Below are 23,637 nucleotides of genomic sequence, written 5' to 3' on the forward strand. Positions count from 1 at the left end.
CCACGGCTGCCGTAAGCTGTGCAGCCATGGGTTCAGTTGGCCAACAGGTTGACAGTCCGGCGGCGCGGCAACAGACCGATTTGCAGGCGATGCTGGACCGACAACGGCGATCGTTTCTCGCCGAGGGGCCGCCCACCGCCGCGGTCCGGCGCAACCGCATCGACCGATTGATGGCGCTGCTGCTGGACAACAGCGACGCATTCATCGACGCCATGGCCGCCGACTACGGCACCCGGTCCAAGGCGGCCTCTTTGTTCACCGAGATCATCGGGATCACCTCGGTGGTCGAGCACACCAGATCCCATGTGGCGCAATGGATGCGCCCGGCCAAACTGATGCCCGCCGCCCGGCTGTGTGGCCTGCGGGCCGAAGTCCAGCCCACCCCGCTCGGCGTCGTCGGCGTGATCGGTCCGTGGAACTTCCCGGTCAATCTTGTGGTGCTACCCGCGTCGGCGGCGTTCGCGGCCGGCAACCGGGTGATGATCAAGATGTCGGAGATCACCGCGCACACCGCGGATCTGATGGCGGCGACGGCGCCCCAGTACTTCGACCCGACTGAGCTCGACGTCGTCACCGGCGGCGCCGACGTCGCGGCCGAGTTCGCGGCGTTGCCGTTCGATCACCTGTTTTTCACCGGGTCCCCGTCGGTGGGCGCGCTGGTGCAACGCTCGGCCGCCCAGAACCTCGTGCCGGTGACGCTGGAACTCGGCGGCAAGAACCCGGTGGTCGTTGCGCCGGGCGCCGACATCGCGCGGTCGGCGGCGCGCATCGCCCGTGGCCGCATGGTCAACGGCGGACAGGTCTGTGTCTGCCCCGACTACGTGCTGGTGCCCGACGCCCACCTCGACACCTTCGTCGACACAGCCCGCGAAACCCTGCGCGGGATGTTCCCGACGGTCATCGCCAACGCCGACTACTGCTCCAGCGTCAACCAGGCCAATTTCGACCGGGTGGTCCGGCTGATCGATGATGCGCGGGCGCACGGTGCTCGCGTGGAAACGATTGCCCCGGAGGGCGAGCCGCTACCCGACCGCGCCAGTCGCAAAATCGCGCCCACCATTGTCCGCGACATCGACGACCGGATGCGGATCGCCGACGAGGAGGTCTTCGGCCCGGTGCTGGCCGTCATGGGGTATTCCCGGCTGAACGAGGCGATCGACTACATCAACCGTCGGCCGGCGCCGCTGGTGGCCTACTGGTACGGTCCCGACGACGACGATTTCCGCACCTTTGTCCGCAATACCCGCAGCGGCGGCGTCGCACGCAATGATTTTGCGGCGCAGATGATCCCGTCCGCGGCCCCATTCGGGGGAGTGGGCCGCAGCGGGATGGGTGCCTACCACGGCAAGGCCGGTTTCGACACCTTCAGTCATTACCGCACCGTGGTCGGCAACGACCTGCCGTTCAGCATCACCGGGACCGCGGCGCCGCCGTTCGGCAGCTCGTTGCGGTTCTACGCCAACACCGCCCTGCGGATCGCGCGGGCCCGCACGCACCGCCGGCTAAAGAAGGTTACGAAATGACCGTCGCCGAACTGGAATTCGACCCGTTCTCGGAGGACTTCTTCAACGGGCCCTACGAGACGTATCGCCGGATGCGTGAGGAAGCCCCGGTCTACTACAGCGAACGGTACGACTTTTACGCGCTGAGCCGCCACGTCGATGTCGCCGCGGCGTATAAGAACTTCGAGACGTATTCGTCGGCGCGAGGTGTGGACCTCGCGGCGGTGCGCTCCGAGGAGCCCATGGGGCACAAGTCGATCATCATGATGGACCCGCCCGAACACCGGCACATGCGCGGCCTGGTCAACAAGGTCTTCACCCCGCGCGCCATCGAATCGATGCGGCCCTTGGTGACCGGCCTGATCGATCGCTATCTGGGCGCCACCGACCCCGCGGGATTCGATGTCGTTCAGGATTTCTCGGCGCTGTTCCCCGTCGAAGTCATCACGACGATGCTCGGGGTGCCGGAGGGGGATCGCCAGCAGATCCGGCTGTGGCTCGACGAATTCCTGCACCGCGAACCGGGCGAGGTCGAGATGTCGGAGGCGGGTGTGCAGGCCGCCACGCAAATGGCGATCGCCTACTACCAGCTGGTGAAGGAGCGCAGGGCCGCCCCGCGCAACGACATGATCAGCGCATTGGTGGCCGCCCGCGTGGAGCGCGAGAACGGCGAGCTCACCGCGTTGGACAACATCGAAATCGCCCAGTTCGCCGTGCTATTGGGCGGGGCGGGCGCCGAGACGGTGACCAAGCTGGTGGCCAACGCGGTGGTGTTGTTTGCGCGCCATCCCGAGCAATGGCAGAAGTTGCTCGACGACCGCAGCAGGGTCCCCGCCGCGGTCGAAGAGGTGCTGCGCTACGAATCCCCGAACCAGTACAACGTGCGCTGTTCGCGCGAAGACGTCACCCTGCACGGCGTCACCATCCCGGCCGGCAAGCCGGTGTTCCTACTGCTCGGCTCGGCCAACCGTGATCCCGACGCGTGGACGAAGCCAGAGGTCTTCGACATCGACCGCGACCGCGCCGAAGCACAGAACCTGGGATTCGGCTACGGGATCCACAGCTGCCTCGGGGCGGCGCTGGCACGCATGGAAAGCTCTGTCGCACTGCAGAAGTTGCTCGACCACATGCCGCGCTATGAGGTGGACTGGGCGGGCTGCCGTCGCGTCAACATGCAAAATGTCGCCGGCTGGAACAACGTCCCGGTGCGGGTGCTGCCGTAATGCGGCGTCAGCGACCGCGGGCGAGCCGGAAGCGCTGCATCATGTAATCGAGGAGCTCCGGGGTCAGCATGCCTCCGGCGTACTCGACCCAGCACCAGCTGCGAGCCGGGGTCTTACCCGTCGAGCTGCTCGTCAGGCGGCCGAAGAAATGGATGGGGCTGCCGCTGGTGTCGAAGGCGAACGAGTATGCGTCCGAGCCGATGGATACGTCCAGCGCAACCAGCTTGTTGTCTTCGTCGAAGGTCGGTTTGGCCACGACGTCGTCATGCGCCGAGGTGATCCCGCCCTTGAGCTGATAGCCGGGTCCGAAAGCCACTCCGTCTCGGCCTTGCCAGAAGCAGCCGCCGCCCAGCTCGCCGTCGTCGTACTGGTGCAGCCAGGACACCCACATGCCCTGAAGTTGGCGGGCGATCGGAAGTTCCGGGTAGACCATTCCGGGTGGGCCGTAGGCGTAGTCCTGATGGAGGTATCCCGACACCTTCGTCCCGTTGACTTGGCCTGTGGCCCAGAGTAGTTGGTGACGGTAATAGACCTCGTCGTCGATTCCGCCTTGCGCCGGCACGTGGACGGTGAAGATGTCGGTAGCGTCCCTGCCGTGTATCTCCCAGCGCTCGCTCGCGTCGTACCAGTGAAAGCCATCGGCGTCACGCTCCATGCGGCCGCTGTAGTAGTTCAGTTGCACCGCGGCCCCGCTGTCGACGTATTCGAGTGGCTCGAACCAGTCGATCGAGGAGTATTCGGCGAACAGGTGGGGCGGATCGGCGTCGAACGTCTTCTGCAGTGCCTTGAATCCGGTGATCGGCGACACTACGTGGGTCATCCCAACGAGGAAGTCATCGGCTCCCCGTAACCCCCAGTAGTCCTGTCCCGACGCGTCGCTGACAACCGCGCCGATCCACATTCCCGCCAGGCCCACATCGGGCCCCGGCACCCACTCGCGCCGATAGTGGTCCAGTGAAGGCGTCGCTACCTGTACTTCGAAGTCGATGCGATCCGGCATTCAACTCACCTCTACCTTCTGGCCGAATTGGCTAGGCCGCTTTCGGGGTCGGGCTTCTACGGGTGTGGCGCATAGGGTTGCCCTTTGCTGCGCTCACGAGCCGGTGAAGTCGATGACACCTCGGATGTTGCATCCCTCGCGCAAATGCTTGATCGCGTCGTTGATCTCGCCGAGCTTGTATCGCCGGGTGACGAGTTCGTCGAGCTTGAGATCGCCCGCCTCGTACATCGACAGCAGCATCGGCATGCTTACCCGCGGGTTCATCTCCCCGTAGAGGGAGCCCTTGAGGGTTTTGCAGGAGTTGACCATGTCGGCCAGGATGAGCGGCACGTTCATCTCCGATAGCGGGGTCATTCCGGTCAGCACGCACGTTCCGCCCTTACGTGTCATCAGCATGGCGACGGGGATCAACCCCGGGGCCGCCCTCTTCGACGATACCGGCGCCTTCGTGCCCGCCCAACAGCGGAAACCATTGGGGCACGGGCATTCCGACGGCTGCCATGGCGGCGGCCATATTCTGGTCGGGCACGCTGTCACCGGTGGCGAAATGGTCGTCCGAATGGCAGATGCCCGCAACGGCCATCTTCACCAGCACCTCTCCCGCCCGCGGGGGATCGATGTCGATGGTGGTGACGTCCCAGTCCTGACCGACACCATGAAGGACTGCTGCTTTCGTTTTCATCGAGGTCTCATTTCAGGTGGCTCGTGCCTTTCCTGCGGGCTAGATCCGGACGGGAGAGCCTGGACCCGGCATCACCGACCTGTCGATCCGGCCGACGGTTCACCGACCGTCGCCGGCGTGAACCGGGCGGCGGTCTAGCGCCATTTAAACCTCTAGATGTATCGTTTGTAAAGGCGCGTGAGCCACCGTCCCGGCGTCGACTGCGTCCGGGCTTTACGACCTGTTTGGCCCGTATTGGGAAGGATGGGCACCGAATTCATGGGGCGACGCTGAACCGAAAATGCCGGACAGTCAAGCTCGCGAGTGTGCTGGAATAGTGGCCGGTCGTGCGGTAGGGAGAGACGTGGCTAAGCGCACAACGCTGACGGGCTCGGCGGTGCAGGCCCAGACAGCGGGCAAGCCGAAGCAGATCGCCGACGAACTGCGTGCGCTGATCATCACCGGCGGGCTCGACGAAGGTGACCTACTGGGCACCGAGGCTGACCTGCTCGAACGGTTCGGTGTGTCGCGGCCGTCGTTGCGGGAGGCCTTGCGCATCCTGGAGGCCGAAGGTCTGATCTCGGTCGTGCGGGGCGCCCTCGGAGGTGTGGTCGTGCATCGGCCCGACCAGCGCACGACGGCACGGGCGGCCGCACTGGTGTTGCAATCACGCAGCGTCTCACTGGCCGATGTGTTCGACGCGAGTGCGGTCATCGAACCGGCGGCTGCTCGGATGGTCGCAACCTCGCGTGGCCACCAACGCGCAGCGAACCAGTTGCGGCAGGTGATTGTCGACCAGAAACGCACGGTAAACGATCCCTTGGCCAGCACAAACGCGATGATTCGATTTCATGGGGACATCGTGCGCCTCGCGGGAAACCAAACACTCATCCTCGTGACCGAGATGCTCAACGAGGTGATCGCGCGTGCGATTGCCGACGTGCTCACCCGCACGCGCCACGAACCTGTCACGGCGCGTCGGCGCACGATTCGCGCCCATGAGCTGCTCGTGGAGTTCATCGCGGCCGGCGATGGGGATGGGGCCCAAGCGCACTGGAACACTCACATGGCCCGGTTGCGCGGCTCGTTACTCGGCGAACACGCGGCCACCGTTGTCGACCTCAACCACCATCGCTGAAGGCGGTTCGTATCAGCGGCTGCGCGCCACCGTCTTTCGCGGCATCAGATGCGCAGTTGGTGCGCGGGCCGCCGCGGCGACTCGCAGCGATTGGAATAAACCTCTAGAGGTATAGCCAGGCGGTGACGCCAACCTGCGGTGCGTTCGGTTGGGTTTTGAAACGTCAGATGTTTATGCGCCTGCGGTGCGAGCCGGCGACTCCGGGAGTCGCGGTGAAGAATCGCCCCGCCGCAATAGGCTCGCGTCAGCGGTCGGCGCGTCCCGAACGCGAATTCGTCACCCTCGCGGCATAGGCCTGCAGAGCGGCGTAGTGCGCGCCCAGTAGCCGGGGCATCGCCGCCATCACGCGCCCGTCGGGCCCGATGAGGATCCTGGCTCGGTTCTTCTCGGCGCCTCGCAGAATGAGGCGGGCGGCCTTCTCGGGTGAGGTGAGCGCCGCGCGCGCAAAGAGTTTGGCCGCCTGGTCGGGATCCTCCGTATCGGCGGCGCGCATGTTGGTCCCGAAGTTGGTTCGGACCACCCCGGGGTGCACGCAGTGCACGGTCACCGGGTGGCGTTCGATGATCATCTCCTGCCGGAGCGCCTCGGTGAAACCCCGCACCGCGAACTTCGCCGTGCTGTAAGCCCCTTGGTAAGGCACCGCGATCAGCCCGAAGGCACTGGACAGGTTGACCAGCCGCGCCGGGCGCTGGGGAATACCCGACTCGATGAGTTGCGGCAGGAACGCCTTGGTCCCATTGACGACGCCGCCGACGTTGATCCCGATGAGCCAATCAAAATCGGTCCACGACATGTCAGCCACGCTCGCGAACAGGTCAACTCCCGCATTGTTGAACAACATCGAGGCCGGCCCGAGCTGCCGGTGCACGTCTTCGGCGAAACCCAACACGGCATCCCGGTCCGCCACATCGACCCGGTACGGCGTGACCCGGCCGGGCCGGCACGATGTTTGCGTCTCGGCGAGACCCTTGTCGTCGATGTCGGCCGCCGCGACATGCGCCCCGTCCTGGGTGAGCATCTGCGTCAATGCGCGGCCGATGCCGGAGCCGGCACCCGTGACTACCGCAACGCGGTCTTGGTAGTTCATGAATTGCCCGCCTCGACAATCGAGCGAATGCGGTCCACCGAGGTTTCAAGGTTTGTTTGAAGATCGCTACGTCGATCCCGGATGAACAGAAAGAGGTGTTCGAACAGCACGGCCCCGAAAGGCAATGGGACGCACATCCGGACGGCTTCGGTGAGACGCGACGTGCCGGCGGTGGAACCGGGTTCGATGAGATATGTCCACTGCGTCCAGTCCCCACCCATGGCCTGAACGACGAACGAGAACCGTTGTCCCGGCACCGCTTCGACGATGGCGGCTTCGGTCCGCCACCGGCCCAGTCGCCGACGGTTCCAGGCCCGAAAACGGTCCGGAGCCAGCCACTGCGCACGCACGGTCTCCGGGCTCCACTCCGGGATCTGCGTGACGTCGGACACGACGGCGTAGATCCGGTCCGCGGAGGCGCGTACCTCAGTCGAAGCCGTCAGCGTCTCGTCCTTCTGCAGCAACGACATCGCTCAACCATTCACGGCTTGCTCACGAGCCCACCGGTAGTCGGCCTTGCCCGAGGGGCTGCGCTCGATGACCGGACGGAAGACGATCGCCTTCGGAAGTTTGTAGCGCGCCAAAGTGGTTGAGGCGTGGGCGACCAGCTCGTCGGCCTCGACGCTGGCGCCCTCGGCCAGCGCCACGACCGCGACGACCTCCTGGCCCCACCGCTCGCTCGGCCGTCCGGCGACCACCACGTCGGCCACGGCGGGGTGCGACGCGATGGCCGTTTCGACCTCCTCGACGAAAATCTTCTCGCCGCCGGAGTTGATGGTCACCGAGTCGCGGCCGAGCAGTTCGACGGAGCCGTCGGCGCCGTGGCGGGCGCGGTCACCGGGAACGGCGTAGCGAACGCCGTCGATCACCGGAAAAGTCTTGGCGGTCTTGGCCGCATCACCCTTGTAGCCGAGCGGAACGTAACCTCGCTGGGCCAGCCAGCCCATCCCGTCGTGGCCGGGTTCCAGGATGGTCGTCAGGTCCTCGGCGGCGACGAAGGTGTCCGGCCCGGCGTTGAACGTGCCGGTGGCTACCGCGCCCGAGGTGGACATGTGATGCATCTGGGCACCCGTCTCCGACGACCCGACGCCGTCGACGACAACGGCGTTCGGCAGCACTTCGATCAAGCGTTGCTTGACGTACGGGGTCAGCAGGGCGCCCCCGTTGGCGACGACCGCCAACGACGACACGTCGGCGGTCCCCTTTTCGATCGCGGCAACCAGCGGGCGGGCCATCGCGTCACCCACCACGGTGACCACCGCGACCTTTTCCCGCTCGATGGTGCGCACCACGTCGTCGGCGTCCAAATGGTCGACGACCGTGGGGAAAACGACGGACTGCCCCGTCGTGATCGCCGTCATCACGCTCCACTGGGCCGCGCCGTGGATCAGTGGGGGCAGGATCATCAGCTTGGTGCCGGGACCCGAGGCCGCCCGCTCGACGATCTCGTCGATGGACGCCGAGGGTTCGCCGGTCATGAGATTCCGCCCGCCGAAGGACGTCATGAAGATGTCGTGCTGGCGCCACAGCACGCCCTTCGGCATGCCCGTCGTGCCCCCGGTGTACAGGACGTACAGGTCGTCGGCGCAGTGCTGCACCGGCGGCGGTTCCGGCGACACGGACGCCAAAGCGGCCTCGTAATCGACTGCGCCCTCGAGCAAGTCGTTGCCCGAGCCGTCGGCGATCTGGATCAGCACGCGTAGCTGCGGAAGATCCGGCAAGATCTCGGCGACCCGTGGCGCAAATGCGCCGTGGTAGAGCAGCGCGGTGGCCCCCGAATCCGCCAGCAGATACTGGAGCTCGCTTTTGACGTAGCGGAAGTTGACGTTGAACGGGGCCACCCGGGCCGCGAAGCTGCCCAGCAGCGCCTCGACGAATTCGTTCCCGTTGTAGGCGTAGAGGCCGAGCAGGTCCTGGCCCACCTCGTGGCCGGCCAGCGCGGAGCGCTCGGTGTGGCATCCCAAACCTTGCGAGTGCAGGTAGGCGGCGAGCCGGTTCGAGCGGTCGATCACCTGCGCGTAGGTGTACCGGCGATCGCCCTGGATGACCAGCTCCCGATCGGGGATGGCGGCCGCGACGGCCTTCGCGACGGCAGGAACCGTGAATGTTGTTGTGGTGTCCACTATTTCCTTTCCGCCGAGCAGACGCAGAATCGCATGCGCAAGGCTCGTGCGGTGCGATTCTGCGTCTGCTCGCCAAACCGGGGTCCGCTCACGGCTGGTGGGGTAGCAGGCGAACCATCAGGCCGTTGGCTTCGCTGAGCAGCGTACCGTCGGCGGCTGTCATAGTAGCGTCAATGAAAACCTTCCGGCCGTCGACGTCGGTGATGCGGCCCTGAGCGGTCAGCGGCTGATCGATCGGGGTGATCTGCCGGTAGTCGACGTGCAGATAGGCCGTGCGCGTCGGCCGGATGTCCGCGGTGGACACGACCATGCCGAACAGCCAGTCGTAGAACAGCGGGATCATGCCGCCGTGCACGGCCCGGTTCCCGCCGATGTGCGAGGTGGTGAAATGACCGGCCATCGTGACGCCGTCGGCACCGGCATCGGTCACCATCCAGGGCGGCAGTAGGGGATGGGCCAGCCCGGGCAGGCTCAGCACCCGGCCGGCCACCGCCTCGACCTCGGGGACCTGGTGGCCATCCAGCAGCGCGCAGGCGTTCTCCAGGTGCGCGGTCGCGGCGGCCCACAGCGCGGGGTCCGGCTTGGTGGACACGGTCAGGTCCTGCAGTCGGCGCAGTGCGGCGACGAACGGGCCCAGTTCCGCGGGAGCGTCCTCGACGGGCTTGACGTCGGGGAATCCGCCGCGAACTTCCGGCGCTGTGTCGGTCATCGCGCTTCCTCGTCCCAGGCCCGGAGCAGATCGTCGGTGCTGGTGATGGTGGCAAGCAGCGACAGCGTATTGGCGATCATCGCTGCACCATAGTCGGCGGGTATGCCGGCGACGGCGTCGCGGGGCAGGACCACCCGGTAGGCGGCGTTGACCGCGTCCATGACGAGGTTGGGGATCGCGATGTTCAGCGAAACACCCACCACGACAATGGTCGAGACGCCGAGATTGCGTAACACCGCGTCCAGATCGGTGCCGCCCATCGGCCCCACGCCGTGCCAGCGGCGCAAGACCAAATCCGAAGGCTCCGGACCTAATTCGGGCAGCACCTCCGCACCCGGCGTGCCGGGGGTGATGTCCACCTGGTTGCCGCCGCCCATCGCGAAGATCTTCGCGTTGTGGTTGGAGCCGAGCCCGTCGGGCCGCCGCTGCACCAGGCAATGCACGACCCGCACCCCGGCCGCGCGGGCCGCGGGCAGCAGGCGCGCGATGTTGGGCAACGCCTCGCGGCGGGCTTCCTCGGCCAGCATCGCCAGTCCGGCGTCGGGACCCATCACCGCGCCCTGGCACTCCTGGGCGACGATCGCGGTGTGCTCAGGTGCGACAAGTCCCGCCAGCCGGTCCGTCATGCGGGGGCGCCCACCGGCGCGACGTCATAGAACTGCGTCGCCCACTTCCTCAGCGCCATATAGCCTTTCGCATCGGTCTTCGACAGTGCCGGGTGTTCCACATACTTCTGGTAGCGCCAGATCTGCAGGTCGTCGAACACCGTGGACAGGAACTGCTTCTCGATGACGTCGCGCAGTTTTCCTTCCGGAACGTCCGCCGTGTCGCCGGGGATTCGCGGCCACCAGATCGAGTAGAACAGGTCCGAGCACTCGTCGTCGACCGGCGTGCAGGTGAAGATCAGCCGGTGGTTTTGCGCGCCCTCGAAGACGCTGATCGCCCCGCCGAGCCCGAACAGGTGGCTGTGAAACCGTAACGCGAGATCGTCGGGATTGTCGCTAGTTGCGTCCGGCCAGCCCGCGATGAACTGCCATTCGTGGTCGACGATCTTCCAGTCGAGCACCCGGGGCGTCACCGTGGCGTGGTGCACGTACTCGAAATGGGCGCTGTCGGGTGCGTTTTCGGCCACGATCTGCGGATGCACCGGTTCGCGCTCCGCGCGCCGGGAAAACTCCGGATACGCCCGGTAGTACTGGGCAGGATCGGTCTCGAATTGCGGGAACTTGCGGAAGATATCCGGCATTTCCCACTGTGGCTCCTTGCCGTCCGGGTGGTGCCAGATGAACACGCAGTCGTACTGCTCCCGGACGGGATACACCTTCAGCCGCAGCCCTCGGTTGGGCCGGTCCGGCTGATACGGGATGTATTTGTTGCAGCCGTCCGGCCCCCAGCGCCAGCCGTGGAAGGGGCACTCGACGCAGTCGCCGACCACCTTGCCGCCGTGGCCGATGTGGGCGCCGAGATGCTTGCAGTGCGCTTCCAAAACATGCAGCTCACCCTGCTCATCCCGGTAGGCCACCAGGTCCTCCCCGAAATAGCGCAGCGGCCGGACCTCGCCGACGGGAAACTCCGGGGACCAGCCGACCATGAACCAGCCGGTGACCTTCCAGGTGAAGGGAACTTTCACGCCAGTGCCTCCCGTGATCGTTGATACTAAATCCATTACAGTATAGATTTCAGCAGTCCGGCCCGCGCGCGGCAAGGAGTGACATGACGACAGCGGCTGACGAGCTGGAAGCCATCCGGCAACTGAAGGCGCGCTACTGCCGTTTTCTGGACACCGAAGACCTGGAGTCTTGGTGCGACGTGTTCACCACCGACGTGGTCGTGACGCTGGACATGGCGGTGTCCACCGCGGGTGCCGACCCTCAGACCGCGCCCCCGATCGAGGGGGTGGGGAACTTCGCACCGATGGTGATGGGGGGCTTCGGGGGAAACCTGAGCCGAACCATCTTGAAGATAACCGGCGGCGACGATGGCTGAAGCTGATACCTCCTACGACGTCCTCGTCATCGGCGCCGGGTTCTCCGGGCTGTACATGCTGCACCGGCTGCGGCAACTCGGGCTACGTACCCGCGTGCTGGAGATGGCCGAAAGCGTGGGCGGCACCTGGCTTTTCAACCGCTATCCCGGCGCGCGGTGCGACATCGAGAGCATCGAATACTCCTACAGCTTCTCCGAAGAGATCCAGCAGGAGTGGGTGTGGACGGAGTCGATGCCGGCCCAGCCGGAGATCGAGGCCTACCTGAACTTCGTGGCCGACCGGCTCGACCTTCGCCGCGACATCCAATTCGGCACCAAGGTCGTCGCGATGACGTTCGACCACGAAGCCGCGATGTGGTCGGTGCGCACCGAATCCGACGACATTTTCCGGGTTCCCTTCGTCGTCGCCGCCTCGGGCATCCTGTCCGTACCGCTGGAGCCGGACATCCCCGGGATGGACACGTTCGCCGGGGCGTCGCTGTTCACCAGCCGCTGGCCCGAGGGCGGCGTCGACCTCACCGGCAAGCGCGTCGGCGTCATCGGCACCGGCTCGACCGGCGTGCAACTCATCCCCGTCGTCGCCCGAGAAGCCCTGCAATTGTCGGTGTTTCAGCGATCACCGGCATACACCTTGCCGTGGCGGGTGCATCGCTTCGAGCCGGGCGAGCTCGACGACATGAAGGCCCGTTACGGCGAAATCCGTGCGGCCCAGCGCGCCCACCCGATCGGCGCGGCCCGGCTGAGCGCGTTTTCCGTCCTGCTCGAAATGCTCGGCAGGCCGCCACTGAAGTCGGCGACGCGCGAAGAGCAACTGCGCGCCATCGAGGAGAACGGCGTCATGGGCGCACTGAACTGGGGCGACATCTTCTTCGACATCGACGCCAACCGGATGGCCGCCAAGTTGTACGGCGAGGCGGTGGCCCGGATCGTCAAGGACCCGGACACCGCCGCCTCCCTGGTTCCCGTGCACCCCTTCGCCTGTAAGCGCCCGATCATCGACCAGGGCTACTACGAGACGTTCAACCGAGACAACGTCACCCTCGTCGACCTGCGAAAGTCGCCGATCCGCGAAGTCACACCCGCCGGCATCCGCACCGAGGACCGGTTGCACGAACTCGATGCCATCGTCTACGCCACCGGTTTTGACGCCATGACCGGCGCGCTGAGCCGCATCGACGTCCGTGGCCGCGGCGGTGTCTCGCTCGGCGAATTCTGGGCCACCGAAGGCCCGCTGTCGTACCTGGGTCTGGCGGTCGCCGGGTTCCCGAACCTCTTCACGGTTCAGGGCCCGGGCAGCCCGAGCGCCGCGACGAACTTCGTCGCCGCCCTCGAACAGCACGTGGAGTGGATCGGCGACTGCCTCGCGTATCTGCGCGCCAACGACATCCGCACCATCGAGGCGCTCAGCACCGCTCAGCAGGAGTGGATCGACCACACCACGGCGCTCGTCGCGCCTACGGTTCTGGTCCACTCGTCGTGCAACTCCTGGTACAACGGTGGCAACGTGCCGGGCAAGAAACGGATGTATATGGGCTACACCGGCGGAATCCCCGAATACCGGCGGCGCTGCGACGAAATCGCGGCAAGCGGATACACCGGATTCAAACTGGCTTAGCTGTTGAAGGTGAGCGACATGGCGAAGGCATTGAACGGGCTGAGCCTGGCCAAAGATGTGGCCCGGGAACTCGCAATGCTGGTGCCGCGAACGGTGGCCGGTCTGCAGGAGTCCACCGGTTGGTCCCCGCTGTCGCCACGCGGTGTCCGCCAGTTCGGTGAGGTCATGCTCGACGAGCTTGTGCTGAGCGGCTTTTCGCTGCTGGGCGGCAGCCCCGCGGCGATGCGCCCGCTGGATGCGTGCACCGCGGCCGCCGAGGAGCTCTCGACGCTCGGCATCGACCGGGCGCACGCCGAGCCGAAACCGTTGCGGGCCGCCTCGATACGCCGGCGCCGTATCGCCGGCCTGGCATACGAACGGCTGACCTTCGAACACGATCCGGCCCTGCCGCCGACCCTGGAGGCCGACGGGTTGGGCGGGCCGGCGCGAGCGGTGGTGCACGTGTGCCGGCACCGCGACGGGCCCAGACCGTGGCTGGTATGGGTGCACGGCGCCGGTCAGGGCGGCACCGAAGACCTGCTGATGTCCGGCATCGGCCGGATACATCGCAAACTGGGCTTCAACATCGCGATGCCGGTGCAGCCGGGCCACGGGTGCCGACGCGGCCACTGGCCGGCCTATCCCGACATGGATCCGCTCGGCAACGTCGCGGGAATGATGCGGGTCGTCTCGGAGGTGCGCGCCGTGGTGCGCTGGGCGCAGGCGCAAGCCACCGCCGTTGTGGTGGCCGGGATTTCGATGGGCACCCCGGTGGCCGCGCTGGTGTCGCACCTGGAAAAGCGGATCGATGCGGTGGCCCTGTACACGCCCATCCTGGGGCTCAACGCGATGATCGCGCGACACCTTCAGCGGTGGGGGCCGTCGCGCGACGGATTCCGCGAGTTGCTGGAATCTCCCGTGGTCACCCAGCTGACCTCGGTGATCGACCCCCTGGCGGTCACACCCTCGCCGCCACCGGAGCGCCGCCTCATCGTCGGGGCGTGGCACGACCGGATGGCGATGCGTGAGCCCACGAACGCGCTGCAGGAACGCTGGGCCGGCCAGTTGTATTGGTACGACGGCAGCCACGTCGGGCACATTTTCTCCCGGCGCGTGCAGCGCATCACCGACCGATTCCTGCGCGACGCGGTGCCCGGCTGATGGCGCCGACCTGGACGGCACGGACGGTGGTCGAGCTCTACAACCTCGTCGTGTGGAATGAGCGCAACATCGAGCTGGCCGAGGAGCTGTTGGGCGACACCGTCATTCGGCACGAGGTCGGTGCTTCGCGCACGCTGACCCACGCCGAAGCGGTCCAGCGGGTGGTGGACATGTGGCAGGTGGCCGAATCGTTGCACTTCGACCTCAATGTCGTCATCGAGGGCGAGGACGGCGAACACGTGGCGATCGTCTACGACTCGACGATCAGGACCAAGGACGGCACCCAAACCAACATCGCCAGCATGGAGGTGTTCCGCGTGGTCGATGGCAAGATTACCGAGGTGTGGAACTGCGGCTACCAGCAAGGGGTTTGGAATTGAGTGACCGTACGCTTGATGAATTGGGCTTCTATCTGCTGGCCGGCGCCGGGGGTGAGGGCCCGGCTGCATTGATGGACGAGGCCCGTCGCGGCGAGGAACTCGGCTTCGGCACCGGATTCATCTCCGAGCGGTGGAACGTCAAAGAGGCGTCGTCGCTCGTCGGGGCGGCGTGCGCGGTGACCACCCGCATGCAGATCGCCACCGCCGCAACCAATCACAACACCCGCCACCCGCTGATCACGGGATCGTGGGCGACCACGATGCATCGCCTTTCCGGCGGCCGATTCACCCTGGGCGTCGGCCGGGGCATCGCCGCAATCTACGGGGCCTTCGGCATACCGGCGGTGACGACGGCGCAAATGGAGGATTGGGCCCAGGTCATGCGCCGACTGTGGCACGGCGAGCTGATCTTCAACCACGACGGCCCGATGGGCAAGTACCCCATCCTGTTTCTCGATCCGGACTTCAACGAAGACATCCGGTTGGCCCTGGTGGCGTTCGGCCCTAACACGCTCGCGCTCGGAGGCCGGGCCTTCGACGACGTCATACTGCACACCTACTTCACCCCGGAAACCTTGCAGCGCAGCGTCAAAACCGTGAAGGCGGCCGCGGAGAAGGCGGGCCGCGACCCCGACAGTGTACGGGTGTGGTCGTGCTTCGCGACCGTCGGCGACCACCTGCCCGAAGAGTTGCGGCTGAAGAAGACCGTCGCGCGGCTGGCCACTTATCTACAGGGCTACGGCGACCTGCTCGTCCAAACCAATGACTGGGATCCCGCTGTGCTGCAACGGTTCCGCGAAGACCCGGTCGTCACGTCGATCGCCGGCGGGATCGACCACAAGGGCACGCCCGAGCAGATCGAGCACATCGCGACGCTGATCCCCGACGAATGGCTGGAGCCCTCGGCGACCGGGACGGCCGAACAGTGCGTGGACCGCATCCGCAAGGAGTTCGACTACGGGGCCGACGCGGTCATCATGCATGGCGCCACCCCCGACGAGCTCGAGCCGATCGTGACCTATTACCGCGAAAGTGCAACTGGCGACGCGTTTCCCGACTTGATTTCAAGGGATGGATGCAACACATCTTCTGAGTGAGGAGTGTTGCGATGGCCAATGGGACGTTGCGGTCGCGGGTTCCGGTGTTTTGGGAATGTGTTCGGCGGGGCCTTGATCCGGGCTCGGCGGGCGTGGCCGTCGGCGTGTCGCAAGGCACGGGTCGGCAGTGGTTCCGTGAGGCTGGCGGGGTGAAACCCCGTTTCAGGACACCGAATATCTGCGGTCCCCGGCCGCGGTTGAGCTTGCAGGAACGCATCGAGATCCAGGCCGGTGTGCATGCCCAGGAATCTTTGCGCTCGATCGGGCGCCGGTTGGGCCGGCCAGCATCGACGATTAAGCGTGAGATCGACAGCAACTGCGAGTTGCGTAACCGCCATACGGGCTGCAAATCGGGGTATCGGCGCAAAGAGGCGTTCGGGGCCCGCCAAAGCGGCAAGACCGCGAGGGCGTGTCAGATGGTCTGTGTAAGTCCTGTTAACGGAAGGATCGCAGGACGTGACGACAGGCAAGGACATGGATGGGACGCTGGTTGAGGCTGGCTCGACGGTCGAGATGGCCGAAGCGCTTCGGGCTTCGGGTGCAGTCGATGATCTACTAGCGCAGATCGATACCGGCGAGGTAGCTCTGACCGGTGAGGGAGGTCTGCTGCCGGGACTGATCAAGCTCGCCCTCGAACGCGGGCTGGCCGCGGAGCTGACCGACCATCTGGGCTATGAGAAGGGCGACCCGATCGGCCGGGAGCTGCCCAATGCCCGCAACGGCAGCTCGCCCAAGACCGTGCACTCCGAGGCCGGTCCGGTTCCCCTGGAGGTGCCGCGCGACCGCGACGGCTCGTTCACCCCGCGACTGGTCCCCAAAGGCGCCCGCCGCATCGGTGGGCTCGATGACATGATCGTCTCGCTGTATGCCGGTGGAATGACGTTGCGGGACATTCAATTTCATCTAGCGTCCACGATCGGAACCGAGGTATCGCACGAGACGATCTCTAAGATCGTCGATGAGGTCTCCGATGAGGTCCTGGCGTGGCAGCGCCGGCCGTTGGAGCCGCTGTACCCGGTGATCTATCTCGACGCGATGATCGTGAAGGTCAAAGACGGCGGCCACACCCGCAACAAGGCCGCACACATCGCCGTGGGTGTCGATCTGGCCGGGGTCAAACACGTCTTGGGGATCTGGGTCCAGCCCAACGAGGGAGCCTCGTTTTGGGCGTCGGTCTGCGCTGATCTGGCCAACCGCGGCATCAAGGACGTGCTGATCGTGTGCTGTGACGGGCTGACCGGGTTCCCCGAGGCGATCGCGGCGACGTGGTCGCAAGCTGCGGTGCAGACCTGTGTAGTGCACCTGATCCGCAATGCTCTGCGGTTCGTGTCCTACAGCGCCCGCAAGGCCGTGGCCGCGGCGCTCAAGCCGATCTACACCGCGCCGGACGCCGATGCCGCCCGGGTGGAGTTAGACGCGTTCACCGCATCGGATTTGGGTAAGAAAAACCCCACGGTGGCAATGGTTTTCGAACGCGCGTGGGAACAGTTCATCCCGTTTCTGGGATTCCCGCCCGAGCTGCGCAGGGTGATCTACACGACCAACTCGATCGAATCGCTGAACTACCAACTGCGCAAGGTCATCAAGAACCGTGGCCAGTTCCCCAACGACGCCTCGGCGGTGAAATTGCTCTGGCTGGCGATCTGCAACATCGAGGACAAACGCGCCGCCCAGCGGGCCAAGGAGCGCGGCCAAAAGCACGGCCGAGTAGCCCCCGGACGCCTCGTGGAAGGACAAGTGGTCACCAACTGGAAGAAAGCGCTCGAACAACTCACCCTGGTCTATCCAGAGCGCATCGAACGTTATCTGTAAGCACCACAACAACCGACACCAACAATCAGACAGGGCGATTTACACAGAAAACTTGACAGGCTCGACCGCGAGCGTGCGCTATCTGGCCGTGTCGGCGCATGACCGTGCCGCTGATCGGGCGCGGCGCCCCAAGACCCGCAAGCTCGCGATCAATGACAGGCTGCACGCCGAAGTGCAGACTCGGTTAAAACAGTTGCATAGCCCAACTCAGATAGCCGCGCGGCTGCGCCGCGACTTCCCTGATGATCCGGAGATGCGGGTGTCCCACGAGGCCATTTACCAGGCCATTTACGTTCAGGGCCGCGGCTCGTTGCGCCGCGAGCTGCATCGGTGCCTGCGGACCAAACGCGCGGTGCGCCGATCCCAGCACCAGCCCGGGGCCCGCCGCCACGGACGTATCCCCGACATGGTCAATATCAGCCAACGCCCACCCGAGGTCGCCGACCGTGCCGTCCCCGGTCACTGGGAAGGCGACCTGATCCTGGGCAGCACCAAATCGGGGTCCGCGATTGGCACTCTGGTTGAGCGCACCACCCGTTTTGTCATGCTCTTGCACCTGCCCGATGACCACGGCGCCCTGGCGGTGCAAAACGCCATCGTGGCCAAAATGGCCGAGTTGCCCGACCATCTACGCCGCTCGTTGACCTGGGACCAGGGCAAGGAGTTGACCAACCACCTCGCCATCGCTGACGCCACTGACTTGGATATCTACTTCTGCGATCCACACTCGCCGTGGCAACGCGGTAGCAACGAGAACACCAATGGGCTTTTGCGCCAATACTTTCCGAAAGGCACCGACCTATCGGTCTATGGCGCCGGCTACCTGGACTACGTCGCCGCCGAACTCAACGGACGACCACGCCAAACCCTGGACTGGAATACACCCGCCGAAGCCCTCAACGAACTATTGTCCAAACCACCCACCGTTGCATCCACCGCGTGAAACCGCCCGAGAGGCGCAGTCGGTAGATGCACTCTCGCGGCGGTTCTAAGGCAGGATGACGGTCCGGGTTACCGGCTCGGCGGCGGCCTGCCTGCTCGACAGGCCGCGCTTCAAGGACGCGAGCAGGGCGTCGCGTGTCTCGCGGGGATCGATCAGTTCGTCGAACCCCATGTGCTCGGCCGAGCGGTAGGAGGCCTCCAGCTCGGCGTTACGCAGCTTGGCCGAAAGGTCTTCGCCCGCGTGTGAGGCGCGGCTGAGGGCCGCGGCGCTCATGGCGCCCATCGTGGCACCGGGGTAGGCGAAGGTCGCGACCTGATGGTCGAAACCCAACAGCGACATGACCATCGACCCGAAGCCGTACGCCTTGCGCAGTGTGAGGTGCAGCTTCAACGTGGTAGCGGCCGTTTGCGCGGCGAACATCCGCGCGCCGGCCCGCAGCACGCCGGTGCGTTCGGATCGGCTGCCGGGCAGCATCCCGGGGTTGTCGGCGAGGAACACGATCGGCAGGTGGAAGGAATCGGCCACCATGATGAAGTGGGCCGCCTTGTCGGCGGCGTCGGCGTCGATGGAGCCCGCGAGCACCTGCGGCTGGTTGGCCACCACCGCGACGGGGTGGCCGCCGAGGTGGGCGAGTGCGCAGATGATCGCCTTGCCGAACTGGGGCTGCACTTCGAACCAGTCGGGGCTGTCGAAGACCACATCGAGCACGGCGCGCATGTCGTAAACGCGGCGGTTGTCCCGGGAGACGATGTCGAGCAGCTCCGGCGTCGGCCGCGGTGCGCAGGCCGCACCGGACGGTTGCGGCGACGGGTACGACCACGCGCTGGGCGGGAAGTACGACAGGTAGCGGCGGACGTCGTCAAGCACCGCTTCGTCGTCCTCGGCGACATTGTGGATCACGCCGCTGGGCAACGCGACGCCCGGCCCGCCCAGGTCCTCTTTCGAAATGTCTTCTCCGGTCGACTCTTTGACGACGGGGGGCCCTGCGGTGAAGATCGCGCCCTGCCGGCTCATGATCCGGAAGTCGCAAACGGGTGCCACCAGTGCGCCGTGTCCGGCCGAGGGGCCGAGGACAGCGGCGACGGTCGGGACGCGCCCGGAGCATTGCGCCTGCGCGAGCAGGTCGGTCGGGGTGCGCCCGTAATGCCCGCCGGTGGGGCGGAAGCCGGCGCCTTCGAGCAGCATGATCAGCGGGATCTTGTCGCGCAGCGCCAGTTCGGCGATGCGGTACCGCTTGGAATTGCCGCCGGGCCCGATGCTGCCGGCCAGGGTGGTGAAGTCCTCGGCGCCCAGCATCACCGGTGAGCCGTTGAGCTCGCCGGAGCCCACGACCAGGCCGTCGGCCGCGGTCTCACCGCCGACCAGGGTGCCGAGCTCGCGGAACGTGCCCGGGTCGAGGAGGTACTCGATCCGAGCGCGGGCGTCGAGCTTGCCCTTGTTGCGGTGCTTGTCGAGCCGCTCCGGCCCGCCCATTTCGAGCGCGTGCTGACGGCGTCGCTCGAGATCGTCGAGCGTTTCTCCCCAGTCCTGGGCTTTCGGCATGCCTATGTCCTACCTCATAGAGGATTCGTCGCACGAGCAGTCCTTATGGTGGCGACCCGTCCCCCGCAAGCGGGAGGTGCCCCCGGCGCCGGCTACGCCGCGCTTGCGATCGCCACGTTGCGGGGTCACATACTGGATTGCTTACGGTAAAGTTACCCGCAGTCCTGATGCCCCGTCCCTCGAGGTCCGTCTTTCGCCGGCGGGGACGCCCCGAATCGAGGAGTTTCACCAGTGAGCACCACCACGATGGACGAGGCCGCCAACCTGCTGACGGACCCGTTGGCGTACACCGACGAGCAGCGGCTGCATGCGGCGCTGACTCACCTGCGCGCCAACGCTCCGGTGTCGCGGGTGGAGGTGCCGAATTACCGGCCGTTCTGGGCGATCACCAAACACGCCGACATCATGGACATCGAGCGGGAAAACATGCTCTTCACCAACTGGCCGCGACCGGTGTTGACGACCGCCGAAGGCGACGAGATGCAGGCCGCCGTCGGCGTGCGCACATTGATCCACCTGGACGACCCGCAGCACCGGGTGGTGCGCGCGATCGGCTCCGACTGGTTTCGCCCAAAGGCGATGCGGGCCCTGAAGGTTCGCGTCGACGAGCTGGCCAAGATCTACGTCGACAAGATGATGGCGGTCGGTCCCGAATGCGACTTCGTTCAGGAAGTCGCCGTCAATTACCCGCTCTACGTGATCATGTCGCTGCTGGGCCTGCCCGAGGCCGACTTTCCCCGCATGCTCAAGCTGACGCAGGAATTGTTCGGCAGCGACGACTCCGAATTCAAGCGCGGCAGCTCCAACGAGGACCAGCTGCCGGCGCTGCTCGACATGTTCCAATACTTCAACGGCGTGACGGCGTCCCGCCGCGAACACCCGACCGAGGATCTCGCCTCGGCGATCGCCAACGCCCGCGTCGACGGCGAACCCCTGTCGGACATCGACACCGTCTCCTACTACCTGATCGTCGCCACCGCGGGCCACGACACCACCAGCGCCACCATCTCCGGTGGCCTGCAGGCGCTCATCGAAAACCCCGACCAGCTGCACCGCTTGCGCGACAACCTCGACCTGATGCCACTGGCCACCGACGAGATGATCCGCTGGGTGACGCCGGTCAAGGAGTTCATGCGCACCGCCGCCAGCGACACTGTCGTGCGCGGAGTCCCCATTGCCGCAGGCGAATCCGTGCTGCTGTCCTACGTGTCGGCCAACCGCGACGAGGAAGTCTTCGACGAGCCTTTCCGCTTCGACGTCGGTCGCGACCCCAACAAGCACCTGGCCTTCGGCTATGGCGTGCACTTCTGCATGGGCGCGGCGCTGGCCCGCATGGAGGTCAGCAGCTTCTTCTCAGAGCTGCTGCCACGCCTGGAATCCATTGAGTTGACCGGCGACCCGGAGCTGGTCGCCACGACCTTCGTCGGCGGGCTCAAGCACCTGCCGGTTCGTTACTCACTGCGGCGGTGATCGATACACTCCTGCGGTGACGTCAAAGACGATCGTCATCACGGGCGCCAGCGACGGCATCGGTGCGGCGGCGGCCCGCCGGATCAGCCGTGGCGGGCACAACGTCGTGCTGGTGGGGCGGTCGGAAAGCAAGACCGCGGCCATGGCCGCGGAGTTGGGCGCCGACTATTTCCTGGCCGACTTCGCCGACCTGTCCCAAGTTCGGGCGCTGGCAGACAAAATCCGGTCCGCCTGCCCGCGCATCGACGTATTGGGCAACAACGCCGGAGGAGTGTTCTCGAAGCTCCGGAGAACCCCCGACGGCCATGAGATCACTTTTCAGGTCAACTACCTGGCGCCGTTCTTGCTCACCACGCTGTTGCTGGACGTGCTCATCGGCTCGCATGCCACGATCGTCAACACGTCCAGCTCGTCACAGCGGCTGCTGCGCAATGTCAAGCTCGCCGATTTCGACACGACGGAACGGCGCCGGCCCAGCACCGCCTACGCGGTGGCGAAGTTGGCAAACATCTTGTTCACCAAGGAATTAGATCGGCGCTATCGGGCCGATGGTCTTTCGCTGGCAGTGGTTCACCCCGGTTTCGTCAACACCAACATCGGTCATTCGTCCGGCTCGCGGTTTCTGACGACCATGCAACGCACGCCCGCTAGCCGAATGATCAAGTCCGCGGATGATGGCGCCGATCAGCTGGTCTGGTTGGCGACCAGCGTGCCCGGCGTCGACTGGACGGTCGGCGAATACTACGCGAAAGGCAAAGTCGCCAAAGCCAATCGGGCGGCCTACGATCCGATCCTCGCGCGCCAACTCTGGGATCACGCCCTGGCCAAGCTCCCTTAGCACCATCCCCTTCGATACTTGCTAGTATCCATTCGATACCGTCGAGTATGCTGCTGACCATGTCCCCTGTCAAGCCGCACCGAACCCGCCCCACCCGCGGCGAGGTTCGCGACCGGATCCTGGACGCAGCGTCGAAGGTTTTCGCCGCCGAAGGCTTCGCCGGGGCCACCATCGATGCCATCGGCCAGGCCGCAGGTTTCACCAAGGGCGCGGTCTACTCGAATTTCGAATCCAAAGACGAGCTGTTTTTGGCCCTGCTCGACCGCGAGTTCGAGCTCCGCGGTGAGCAGATCGCCACAGCGCTGGACAGCAGCGGTGGCGACACCGGTGCGGCCGCACGGGAATTGAGCCGGTCATGGCTGGACGCAGTTCGCGACCATTCCGACTTCTACGTGCTGTTCGTCGAATACTGGCTGCGCGCCCAGCGTGACCACCAGCTGCGCGAGCGTCTCATCGAACGCCGCCGCGCCGCCGCCGCCGACCAAGCGGTGCACATCGTCAAATCGAGCCCGTCCGTGGCGTCCGATCGAGAGCTGGCCGACCTCGCCCAGCTCGTCGTCACGATCAACCTCGGCGTGGCGATGGAAGAGGTCCTGCGTCCCGGGACCATCAACCCCGACCTGCTAGCGCAGCTGGTCACCGCGGTGCTGGAATCTATCCGGGCTTCCGCCGGTCAGGAAGGACCTCACCATGGATGCGAATGACGGGCCGGACGCGGTGGCGCCGGTGATCATCGCCCGCGGGTTAGGCGTCGACGGCGAGCACGGCCCCCTATTTTCGGATATCGATCTCGCCCTCACACCGGGTTTTCACGCTATCCAGATGCCCGGCGGGCCGGGGCAGACCACGCTGCTGCTGACGCTCGCGGGGCGTTTCAGGCCGAGCCACGGCACGCTGACCGTCCTCGGCGAAACAACCCCGCGCGCGATCCGCCGGCAATGCTCGATCGCGGCCTTCGACGACATCGACGAGCTGGAGGATTCGGTGACCGTGGAGACCGTGCTCGCCGAGCAACGACGGTGGCTGGCGCCGTGGTATTCATCGGTGCCGCTTCAATCGGGTCCGGCCGAGCTGACCGAGGTCTTCGGCGAGATGACCCCCCCGTCCGGCGACACCTACATCGTCGAATTGTCAGACCTCGAACTGTTTCTGCTGCGCATCACGCTCGCGTTGTTGTCGAATCGTCCGATCCTGGTGGTCGGCGACCTCGAACAGGTTCGTGACAATTCCCGGCGAACGGTCGCGGTCGACAGGCTCGGCGTGATCGCGGAGCAGCGCACCGTCGTCGTCGGGGTGACCAACCCGCTCGGCACGGACTCGCCCGACCACGAACTACACGATCACCGCATCCCGACCGGAGAGGGCTGAACG

At 65.8% G+C, this 23,637-nt stretch carries 22 protein-coding genes and 3 pseudogenes; 15 read left to right on the top strand and 10 right to left on the bottom strand.

Going from position 1 to position 23,637, the window contains the following annotated elements; translation table 11 throughout:
- Window positions 1-26: 26 nt before the first annotated feature.
- Together AC0KTM_RS05240 and AC0KTM_RS05245 are read left to right on the top strand one after the other, a co-directional pair.
- Complete coding sequence (locus AC0KTM_RS05240) at window positions 27-1,523, top strand: coniferyl aldehyde dehydrogenase (protein WP_225326643.1); 1,497 nt, start codon at window positions 27-29, stop codon at window positions 1,521-1,523.
- Window positions 1,520-2,725: a cytochrome P450 gene (locus AC0KTM_RS05245; RefSeq protein ID WP_225326642.1), complete on the top strand. Its 1,206-nt coding sequence runs from the start codon at window positions 1,520-1,522 to the stop codon at window positions 2,723-2,725. The genes AC0KTM_RS05240 and AC0KTM_RS05245 overlap by 4 nt, the downstream gene beginning before the upstream one ends.
- A 7-nt stretch (window positions 2,726-2,732) precedes the next feature.
- Here the strand turns inward: AC0KTM_RS05245 and AC0KTM_RS05250 are convergent, their stop codons facing one another.
- From AC0KTM_RS05250 to AC0KTM_RS05260, 3 genes and pseudogenes are all read right to left on the bottom strand, one after another.
- Window positions 2,733-3,725, bottom strand: a complete 993-nt coding sequence (locus AC0KTM_RS05250; RefSeq protein WP_225326641.1) for a hypothetical protein — start codon at window positions 3,723-3,725, stop codon at window positions 2,733-2,735.
- Between the two features lie 93 nt (window positions 3,726-3,818).
- A pseudogene (locus AC0KTM_RS05255) lies at window positions 3,819-4,136 on the bottom strand (alcohol dehydrogenase); the annotation flags it as partial.
- A complete protein-coding gene (locus AC0KTM_RS05260; protein WP_472415108.1) occupies window positions 4,105-4,407 on the bottom strand; it encodes an alcohol dehydrogenase catalytic domain-containing protein in 303 nt (100 codons plus the stop codon). The gene AC0KTM_RS05260 and the pseudogene AC0KTM_RS05255, both read right to left, overlap by 32 nt.
- Before the next feature lie 343 nt (window positions 4,408-4,750).
- Here AC0KTM_RS05260 and AC0KTM_RS05265 point away from each other — a divergent pair, with 343 nt between their 5' ends.
- Window positions 4,751-5,524 carry a FadR/GntR family transcriptional regulator gene (locus AC0KTM_RS05265; protein WP_472415110.1) on the top strand — a complete coding sequence of 258 codons (774 nt, stop codon included), beginning with the start codon at window positions 4,751-4,753 and terminating at the stop codon, window positions 5,522-5,524.
- Between the two features lie 244 nt (window positions 5,525-5,768).
- Here AC0KTM_RS05265 and AC0KTM_RS05270 read toward each other — a convergent pair whose 3' ends face one another.
- From AC0KTM_RS05270 to AC0KTM_RS05295, 6 genes are all read right to left on the bottom strand, one after another.
- Entirely contained in the window at window positions 5,769-6,611 is an 843-nt protein-coding gene (locus AC0KTM_RS05270) for an SDR family NAD(P)-dependent oxidoreductase (protein WP_225326639.1), read from the bottom strand.
- Window positions 6,608-7,081: an SRPBCC family protein gene (locus AC0KTM_RS05275; RefSeq protein WP_472415112.1), complete on the bottom strand. Its 474-nt coding sequence runs from the start codon at window positions 7,079-7,081 to the stop codon at window positions 6,608-6,610. Before AC0KTM_RS05275 ends, AC0KTM_RS05270 begins: the two co-directional genes overlap by 4 nt.
- A 3-nt stretch (window positions 7,082-7,084) precedes the next feature.
- Window positions 7,085-8,737, bottom strand: coding sequence for an acyl-CoA synthetase (locus AC0KTM_RS05280; RefSeq protein ID WP_238958003.1), 1,653 nt, complete (start codon window positions 8,735-8,737; stop codon window positions 7,085-7,087).
- Between the two features lie 85 nt (window positions 8,738-8,822).
- Entirely contained in the window at window positions 8,823-9,443 is a 621-nt protein-coding gene (locus tag AC0KTM_RS05285) for a PaaI family thioesterase (RefSeq protein ID WP_238957471.1), read from the bottom strand.
- The gene (locus AC0KTM_RS05290) at window positions 9,440-10,069 is read right to left on the bottom strand and encodes a cysteine hydrolase family protein (protein WP_225326636.1); all 630 of its coding nucleotides are present in this window, start codon (window positions 10,067-10,069) and stop codon (window positions 9,440-9,442) included. The genes AC0KTM_RS05285 and AC0KTM_RS05290 overlap by 4 nt, the downstream gene beginning before the upstream one ends.
- Window positions 10,066-11,073 carry a Rieske 2Fe-2S domain-containing protein gene (locus AC0KTM_RS05295; protein WP_225326635.1) on the bottom strand — a complete coding sequence of 336 codons (1,008 nt, stop codon included), beginning with the start codon at window positions 11,071-11,073 and terminating at the stop codon, window positions 10,066-10,068. Before AC0KTM_RS05295 ends, AC0KTM_RS05290 begins: the two co-directional genes overlap by 4 nt.
- 83 nt (window positions 11,074-11,156) lie before the next feature.
- Between AC0KTM_RS05295 and AC0KTM_RS05300 the strand changes: the two genes are divergently transcribed.
- From AC0KTM_RS05300 to AC0KTM_RS05335, 8 genes and pseudogenes are all read left to right on the top strand, one after another.
- Entirely contained in the window at window positions 11,157-11,429 is a 273-nt protein-coding gene (locus AC0KTM_RS05300) for a nuclear transport factor 2 family protein (protein ID WP_225326634.1), read from the top strand.
- Entirely contained in the window at window positions 11,422-13,044 is a 1,623-nt protein-coding gene (locus AC0KTM_RS05305; protein WP_225326633.1) for a flavin-containing monooxygenase, read from the top strand. Before AC0KTM_RS05300 ends, AC0KTM_RS05305 begins: the two co-directional genes overlap by 8 nt.
- A gap of 18 nt (window positions 13,045-13,062) precedes the next feature.
- Complete coding sequence (locus AC0KTM_RS05310; protein WP_225326632.1) at window positions 13,063-14,184, top strand: alpha/beta fold hydrolase; 1,122 nt, start codon at window positions 13,063-13,065, stop codon at window positions 14,182-14,184.
- Window positions 14,184-14,564, top strand: a complete 381-nt coding sequence (locus AC0KTM_RS05315) for a nuclear transport factor 2 family protein (protein WP_225326631.1) — start codon at window positions 14,184-14,186, stop codon at window positions 14,562-14,564. The genes AC0KTM_RS05310 and AC0KTM_RS05315 overlap by 1 nt, the downstream gene beginning before the upstream one ends.
- Window positions 14,561-15,661 (top strand): TIGR03857 family LLM class F420-dependent oxidoreductase, encoded by a 1,101-nt coding sequence (locus tag AC0KTM_RS05320; protein ID WP_238957472.1) that lies wholly within the window; start codon window positions 14,561-14,563, stop codon window positions 15,659-15,661. The genes AC0KTM_RS05315 and AC0KTM_RS05320 overlap by 4 nt, the downstream gene beginning before the upstream one ends.
- An 11-nt stretch (window positions 15,662-15,672) precedes the next feature.
- A pseudogene (locus AC0KTM_RS05325) lies at window positions 15,673-16,065 on the top strand (helix-turn-helix domain-containing protein); the annotation flags it as partial.
- A 52-nt stretch (window positions 16,066-16,117) separates the two neighbouring features.
- Window positions 16,118-17,473 (top strand): IS256 family transposase, encoded by a 1,356-nt coding sequence (locus AC0KTM_RS05330; protein WP_472415113.1) that lies wholly within the window; start codon window positions 16,118-16,120, stop codon window positions 17,471-17,473.
- 79 nt (window positions 17,474-17,552) lie between these two features.
- Window positions 17,553-18,416: pseudogene (locus AC0KTM_RS05335) on the top strand (IS30 family transposase); the annotation flags it as partial.
- A gap of 45 nt (window positions 18,417-18,461) precedes the next feature.
- Here AC0KTM_RS05335 and AC0KTM_RS05340 read toward each other — a convergent pair.
- The gene (locus AC0KTM_RS05340) at window positions 18,462-19,958 is read right to left on the bottom strand and encodes an acyl-CoA carboxylase subunit beta (protein WP_225326629.1); all 1,497 of its coding nucleotides are present in this window, start codon (window positions 19,956-19,958) and stop codon (window positions 18,462-18,464) included.
- A 246-nt stretch (window positions 19,959-20,204) separates the two neighbouring features.
- Between AC0KTM_RS05340 and AC0KTM_RS05345 the strand changes: the two genes are divergently transcribed.
- Genes AC0KTM_RS05345 through AC0KTM_RS05360 form a run of 4 tightly spaced genes read left to right on the top strand, consistent with a single transcriptional unit; the run spans window position 20,205 to window position 23,634 of the window.
- On the top strand, window positions 20,205-21,428 hold the full coding sequence (locus tag AC0KTM_RS05345) for a cytochrome P450 (protein WP_225326749.1): 1,224 nt from the start codon (window positions 20,205-20,207) through the stop codon (window positions 21,426-21,428).
- 16 nt (window positions 21,429-21,444) lie between these two features.
- Window positions 21,445-22,266: an SDR family NAD(P)-dependent oxidoreductase gene (locus tag AC0KTM_RS05350; protein ID WP_225326628.1), complete on the top strand. Its 822-nt coding sequence runs from the start codon at window positions 21,445-21,447 to the stop codon at window positions 22,264-22,266.
- Window positions 22,267-22,313: 47 nt separating this feature from the next.
- Complete coding sequence (locus AC0KTM_RS05355; RefSeq protein ID WP_225326627.1) at window positions 22,314-22,970, top strand: TetR/AcrR family transcriptional regulator; 657 nt, start codon at window positions 22,314-22,316, stop codon at window positions 22,968-22,970.
- Complete coding sequence (locus AC0KTM_RS05360; protein ID WP_225326626.1) at window positions 22,957-23,634, top strand: ATP-binding cassette domain-containing protein; 678 nt, start codon at window positions 22,957-22,959, stop codon at window positions 23,632-23,634. Before AC0KTM_RS05355 ends, AC0KTM_RS05360 begins: the two co-directional genes overlap by 14 nt.
- Window positions 23,635-23,637 lie beyond the last annotated feature (3 nt).

The organism is Mycobacterium sp. NTMscope_Eco_3, from assembly GCF_976985685.1.

Coding starts and splice junctions, on each gene's coding strand:
- AC0KTM_RS05270 (WP_225326639.1), bottom strand. CDS start 6,611: ATGAACTACCAAGACCGCGTTGCGGTAGTCACGGGTGCCGGCTCCGGC.
- AC0KTM_RS05310 (WP_225326632.1), top strand. CDS start 13,063: ATGGCGAAGGCATTGAACGGGCTGAGCCTGGCCAAAGATGTGGCCCGG.
- AC0KTM_RS05305 (WP_225326633.1), top strand. CDS start 11,422: ATGGCTGAAGCTGATACCTCCTACGACGTCCTCGTCATCGGCGCCGGG.
- AC0KTM_RS05240 (WP_225326643.1), top strand. CDS start 27: ATGGGTTCAGTTGGCCAACAGGTTGACAGTCCGGCGGCGCGGCAACAG.
- AC0KTM_RS05260 (WP_472415108.1), bottom strand. CDS start 4,407: ATGAAAACGAAAGCAGCAGTCCTTCATGGTGTCGGTCAGGACTGGGAC.
- AC0KTM_RS05290 (WP_225326636.1), bottom strand. CDS start 10,069: ATGACGGACCGGCTGGCGGGACTTGTCGCACCTGAGCACACCGCGATC.
- AC0KTM_RS05345 (WP_225326749.1), top strand. CDS start 20,205: ATGGACGAGGCCGCCAACCTGCTGACGGACCCGTTGGCGTACACCGAC.
- AC0KTM_RS05275 (WP_472415112.1), bottom strand. CDS start 7,081: ATGTCGTTGCTGCAGAAGGACGAGACGCTGACGGCTTCGACTGAGGTA.
- AC0KTM_RS05245 (WP_225326642.1), top strand. CDS start 1,520: ATGACCGTCGCCGAACTGGAATTCGACCCGTTCTCGGAGGACTTCTTC.
- AC0KTM_RS05250 (WP_225326641.1), bottom strand. CDS start 3,725: ATGCCGGATCGCATCGACTTCGAAGTACAGGTAGCGACGCCTTCACTG.
- AC0KTM_RS05340 (WP_225326629.1), bottom strand. CDS start 19,958: ATGCCGAAAGCCCAGGACTGGGGAGAAACGCTCGACGATCTCGAGCGA.
- AC0KTM_RS05300 (WP_225326634.1), top strand. CDS start 11,157: ATGACGACAGCGGCTGACGAGCTGGAAGCCATCCGGCAACTGAAGGCG.
- AC0KTM_RS05360 (WP_225326626.1), top strand. CDS start 22,957: ATGGATGCGAATGACGGGCCGGACGCGGTGGCGCCGGTGATCATCGCC.
- AC0KTM_RS05315 (WP_225326631.1), top strand. CDS start 14,184: ATGGCGCCGACCTGGACGGCACGGACGGTGGTCGAGCTCTACAACCTC.
- AC0KTM_RS05285 (WP_238957471.1), bottom strand. CDS start 9,443: ATGACCGACACAGCGCCGGAAGTTCGCGGCGGATTCCCCGACGTCAAG.
- AC0KTM_RS05355 (WP_225326627.1), top strand. CDS start 22,314: ATGCTGCTGACCATGTCCCCTGTCAAGCCGCACCGAACCCGCCCCACC.